The 4,550-nt window shown below is 53.7% G+C and carries 5 protein-coding genes; 4 read left to right on the top strand and 1 reads right to left on the bottom strand.

Annotated elements, in window-relative coordinates:
* Window positions 1–288: 288 nt before the first annotated feature.
* Window positions 289–414 carry a hypothetical protein gene (locus ACFO1S_RS21135; RefSeq protein WP_378127504.1) on the bottom strand — a complete coding sequence of 42 codons (126 nt, stop codon included), beginning with the start codon at window positions 412–414 and terminating at the stop codon, window positions 289–291.
* Window positions 415–1,807: 1,393 nt separating this feature from the next.
* Between ACFO1S_RS21135 and ACFO1S_RS21130 the strand changes: the two genes are divergently transcribed.
* From ACFO1S_RS21130 to ACFO1S_RS21115, 4 genes are all read left to right on the top strand, one after another.
* The gene (locus ACFO1S_RS21130) at window positions 1,808–1,933 is read left to right on the top strand and encodes a hypothetical protein (RefSeq protein WP_378127503.1); all 126 of its coding nucleotides are present in this window, start codon (window positions 1,808–1,810) and stop codon (window positions 1,931–1,933) included.
* A gap of 198 nt (window positions 1,934–2,131) precedes the next feature.
* The gene (locus tag ACFO1S_RS21125) at window positions 2,132–2,353 is read left to right on the top strand and encodes a SymE family type I addiction module toxin (RefSeq protein WP_204605590.1); all 222 of its coding nucleotides are present in this window, start codon (window positions 2,132–2,134) and stop codon (window positions 2,351–2,353) included.
* Window positions 2,322–2,645: a hypothetical protein gene (locus tag ACFO1S_RS21120; RefSeq protein ID WP_204605591.1), complete on the top strand. Its 324-nt coding sequence runs from the start codon at window positions 2,322–2,324 to the stop codon at window positions 2,643–2,645. The genes ACFO1S_RS21125 and ACFO1S_RS21120 overlap by 32 nt, the downstream gene beginning before the upstream one ends.
* A gap of 392 nt (window positions 2,646–3,037) precedes the next feature.
* A complete protein-coding gene (locus tag ACFO1S_RS21115; RefSeq protein ID WP_204605592.1) occupies window positions 3,038–4,270 on the top strand; it encodes an IS110 family RNA-guided transposase in 1,233 nt (410 codons plus the stop codon).
* The last annotated feature ends 280 nt before the right edge of the window (window positions 4,271–4,550 follow it).

Below are 4,550 nucleotides of genomic sequence, written 5' to 3'. Positions count from 1 at the left end.
GCACCCGGATGAACGGCGCTTCCCTGTCCTTGGACAGCGGGCCTGAGCCATACAGAAAGGCGCGTGAAACGGTAAGCTTACGCATGAATCCATCTCCCCTCAAGTGGGGGGAACCCGCAAGAAGCGCAGGGTAAAGCCTACACATGAACCGTGCATAAGTGGTACAATTATCCATGGTTGCTGTGACAGCCTAACGGCTGTGCGTGTAGGTAGTGCGATTACCTGCATGAGCCGACAAGTGCTGCGAACACTTGCCGGTCACGGCAACTTCTTCCGTCTTCCCCGAAGTTAGAACAGCAGGCGAACTAGCGCCCCAAGTCCGTGCCAAGCGGCACCGAGGACAACCGCCGCCGAGATCACGGCACCAACCGCGCGGCCTACGCCGCTCTCCTCCAGCACACGCACCCAGTACATCTGCATCCTCCTCTGCTCTCATGTTCCCGGCCCACACACCGCCTTGATTCGGATGTGTCAACGATTGATTTATTGCCGGTTGGGATTGCTTAACTTCTATGCTCATAGGCTTTTTAGGATCGACACACATCGTCCACGATTCCCCAAATGACAATGGTTTTGTTGCAACTTCTGTTCTCCAGCTCATCGCGCCTTTCACTTGGAGACGGGACACGTCTCATGCCCCGATGGCTTTCGTTCTTCAATACTTCTTCATTCCGGGATTAACGATTTGCCCGCCTTCGATTTCTATTCCTTCCTGACACTTGTCCTATAAGCGGTCTGATTCCATATCTCCCCCTCTCCTGCAAATGAAGTTGAACGAACTGGAATATCGAGCCTAAAAAGAAACCGCTGGCTTGTTTACGTTCCACCCTCCGCCACATCAACTAAATACCGCCAACCTCCTTCATTTATTCCGCTACAAAGGATTTGCACCCACGAATGGAATAAGTGAAGGCTCTCTCCTCTCCATGATCAAAATAACGCCTAAACAAGCCCCTTCCGGTTTCTTCGATGCCGATAGACCAATCATTCGTTCAACCTCGATTTGCAGTGATTTAGGGAGATCCAGACAAACCGCTTAAAAAGACAAGCCCTTCAGGAAGCTATGAAAATCGAAAAAGGGCAAATCAGTTAACAGGAAAAAGAAGCAAAAAGAACAAGCCATCCGGGCATGAAAGTATCCCCTCTCGGGCAAAAGGAAGGCGCGAAGCATTGGGGGAACTGGGGTTGTGACAACCATTGTCACTTTTGGGGAGTCGTTCGGAAGATGGGGTTGATCCTAAAGCCCGTGCCGCTCATGGATGTTCAGCTTTCAATGCTGGTTTACACCAGCTATGTCGCCAGGAACGCAAATTGGTGTTGAACGAAAACAGGACAACATCTTTCCCAATCGGAACGCACAGGACTTATTGCCCGCTAATCTTCCCTGCTCCCGATCACGCTGCCTAGCAGCGACAGGTATACAAAGATTGCGGAAAATAAGTCCTGACTTCGTTCACAGGTTGTTCGGCCTGTTTCCGTTCAATGGGCATGAAGATGCCGGTCTTATCCCGAATAGAACGACAGGGCTTGTTAGCCGTCTCTCACGATCCCCCGGTTCCAACGGAGGTTAGGAAAATGACGGGTAACAAGCCCTGATTTCGTTCACAGGTGATTCGGCTCGCCTTCATGTCAACCGATTTGTGTGCCTTTCGGCGACCTCATTTGTAAACCAATTGAAAGTTCTGAATCCATGCCCGGCACGATGACTTCGTTAGCAGAACAATCCCAGACGGTAATAAATCAATCGTTGACACATCCGAATCAAGGCGGTACAAACGGCCGGACATGAGAGCAGAGGAGGATGCAGATGTACTGGGTGCGTGTGCTGGAGGAGAGCGGTCTATGCCGCGCGATTGGTGCCGTGATCTCGGCGGCGGTCGTCCTCGGTGCCGCTGGGCACGGACTTGGGGCGCTGGTCCGCCTGCTGTTCTAACTTCGGGGAACGGAAGAAGTTGCCGTGACCGACAAGTGTTCGCACCACTTGTCGGCTCATGCAGGTAATCGCACTACCTACACGTACAGCCGTTAGGCTGTCACAGCAACCATGGAATATTATACCACTCTTGCTGGGTTCAGGTGTAGGCTTTACCCTGCTTCTTGCGGTTTCCCCCACTTAAGGGGAGATGGATTCATGCGTAAGCTTACCGTTTCACGCGCCTTTCTGTATGGCTCAGGCCCGCTGTCCAAGGACAGGGAAGCGCCGTTCATCCGGGTGCAGGGCAAGTGGCTAGAGGCGCTAGGTTTCACCGCTGGGAGCAAGGTCGAGATTGTGGAGAAGCCCGGCGAGATTACCATTCGACTGGCGGAAGGAGAAGGTTCGTATGGCACGAGTGAGATTCGGCACGACGATTGACCGGGACTTGATTCGCATGGCGAAGGAGAAGGCCGAGCAGAACGGACTGGACGGCGCGAATGCCGTCATTGAAGCCGCCTTACGGCTCTACTTCGCGAACTGCGCGACGGAAGTGTGGGAGAAGACGCTGCACGGCGGCTGGATTAAGAAGATTATCGTCCGTCCGGGCAAGGTTGTCATCGAGAGTATCCGCAGTCGCAAGGTGCGTTCGCGCTATAATCCGAAGACGTTCTCCGACGATTCGCTCACGCCTAAGGGCTGGAAGAAGGTCTGGAAGATGAAGCAGGGGTAAGCCTTCGGGCTTCCCCTTCTCCCTGCAAGAGCATCTACGGATTTCATGCGCCAATTACCGGATGAAATCCGTAGGGGTTCTTGCCCCGAACAGCCCGCCACCGGGCAGGCAGGCTGCGCTATCATTGCGGGCTTTGACCGAAGCTGACGCTCGAACTGAGGATGCCGCCTGCCCGGCACGGCTGTATTGCAACAGCATTTACGTATCTCGCTTATCTTCGTAGGCGAAATACGTAAGGGCTGTTGCCCTTAAATCTGTCGCCATCCGGCTAGACCGGACAGAGACTGGCTTTGCTGTCCTTGCGGGCTTCGAAAGAAGTTCACGCTTGAGCCAAGGGTGCCGCTCTGCTCCGCCTGGTTACGGGTGCGACCATTTCAAAGGAGGCTAAACATTTGCATTCAGAACAACTCCGCTATGTGTATGTCGGAGTCGATCTGCACAAGAAACAGCATACCGCCGTCATCCTGAACTGCTGGAACGAGAAGCTTGGTGAAATGACGTTCGACAACGCCCCGGCCGCCTTTCCGTTCGTGCTGGAGGCGGTAAACAAGCACCTCACGCCGGGCATGACTGCCGTCTACGGTCTGGAGGACACAGGCGGGTACGGATGGGCGTTCGGGTTATATCTCGTCCGCCAGAATCAGCGGGTGAAATCCATTAACCCAGCCTTCTCTAGCGCCAAGCGCAAGAGCTATGCCACCGTGCAGAAAAACGACAGTTGGGACGCTGAATGCGTGGCGCGAGTGCTGCGCGACGACATGAACCATCTGCCGGACTTCAAGCCCGACGAGCATTACTGGGTTATGCGGCAATTGGTTATGCGTCGCCGGGGCATTGCCAAAAGTATGTCGGCGGTTGTTCGCCAACTGCACGTCCAACTCAGCTACGTCTATCCGAGCTACCGCAGCTATTTCAGCGAAGTGGACGGCAAAACGGCGTTGGCGTTCTGGCGGGCATTCCCTTCCCCGCGCCATCTGGAAACGATGACAGCCAGCCAGCTTGCGAAATTCTTACGCAAGTACAGCAACAACGCTTGTTCTACGAAGAAGGCGGAGCAGATTCTATGCAGCGTGAAGACGGACGGCCTTGCCGCTGGCGATTACGTAACAGAAAAGGAACTCATTATTCGCTCTCAGGTTCGGCAGCTTCGCTACTTCAAGAAGGAGATTGCGGAGTTTGACGAATCGCTGGAGAACATGCTGGCGCAGATTGATTGCCAACTAGACACGATTACCGGCGTCGATGTGGTCACGGCGGCGGAACTCACCGCCGAGATTGGGGACGTCTCGCGGTTCTCTTCCGCCGACAAGCTGGCACGGTACGCCGGGATTGCCCCGATCTTCTCCGGCTCCGGCGGCAAGGGCCGCTACTACAAGAGCAAGCAAGGCGACCGCTCCCTGCACAACATCTTCATGTCGCTGGCGATCCGGCAGCTTGTCGTTCACCGGGGAACGAAAACACCGAGAAATCCGGCCTTCCTCGAATACTTCCACCGCAAGATGGCGGAAGGCAAGACGAAGAAGCAGGCTTTCGTCTGCATTATGCGGCGGCTGGTGAACATTGTGTACGGCATCTTGAAGCATAAAACGCCGTACCGCTTGCCAGAAAGAACAGACTGTGGATAACTGCTTGAAATGTTTGTTGTTGTAATAATGGAGAAGCACAGCTCAAGCGAAGGCGCGGGAGCCACTCTTTTGAACTTAAAAGAAGCTCCCGCGAACAACTGAAAATGGTACAAAAATCCTTAAAGAAGTGCTATTTTAGGGGTAGTGTTCTATTGTCTTGGAAGTTGAGCTTTATAGCGTAGGATAGCTATGAGGGCCAACTGAATAACCCGCTGACGTTGAATTTGTATACGTACGCTCAAAACAATCCGTTAATTTATACCGACCCAACTGGTCATAA

It is taken from the genome of Cohnella boryungensis (assembly GCF_042651945.1).
Classification (GTDB): domain Bacteria; phylum Bacillota; class Bacilli; order Paenibacillales; family Paenibacillaceae; genus Cohnella; species Cohnella boryungensis.
The sequence above is the reverse complement of the archived record's forward strand: the minus strand, read 5'-3'. Positions and strand labels throughout refer to the sequence as shown.

Excerpts from the sequence above, each read along its gene's own strand:
- ACFO1S_RS21135 (WP_378127504.1), bottom strand. The coding sequence starts at position 414 with ATGTACTGGGTGCGTGTGCTGGAGGAGAGCGGCGTAGGCCGCGCGGTT.
- ACFO1S_RS21130 (WP_378127503.1), top strand. The coding sequence starts at position 1,808 with ATGTACTGGGTGCGTGTGCTGGAGGAGAGCGGTCTATGCCGCGCGATT.
- ACFO1S_RS21125 (WP_204605590.1), top strand. The coding sequence starts at position 2,132 with ATGCGTAAGCTTACCGTTTCACGCGCCTTTCTGTATGGCTCAGGCCCG.
- ACFO1S_RS21120 (WP_204605591.1), top strand. The coding sequence starts at position 2,322 with ATGGCACGAGTGAGATTCGGCACGACGATTGACCGGGACTTGATTCGC.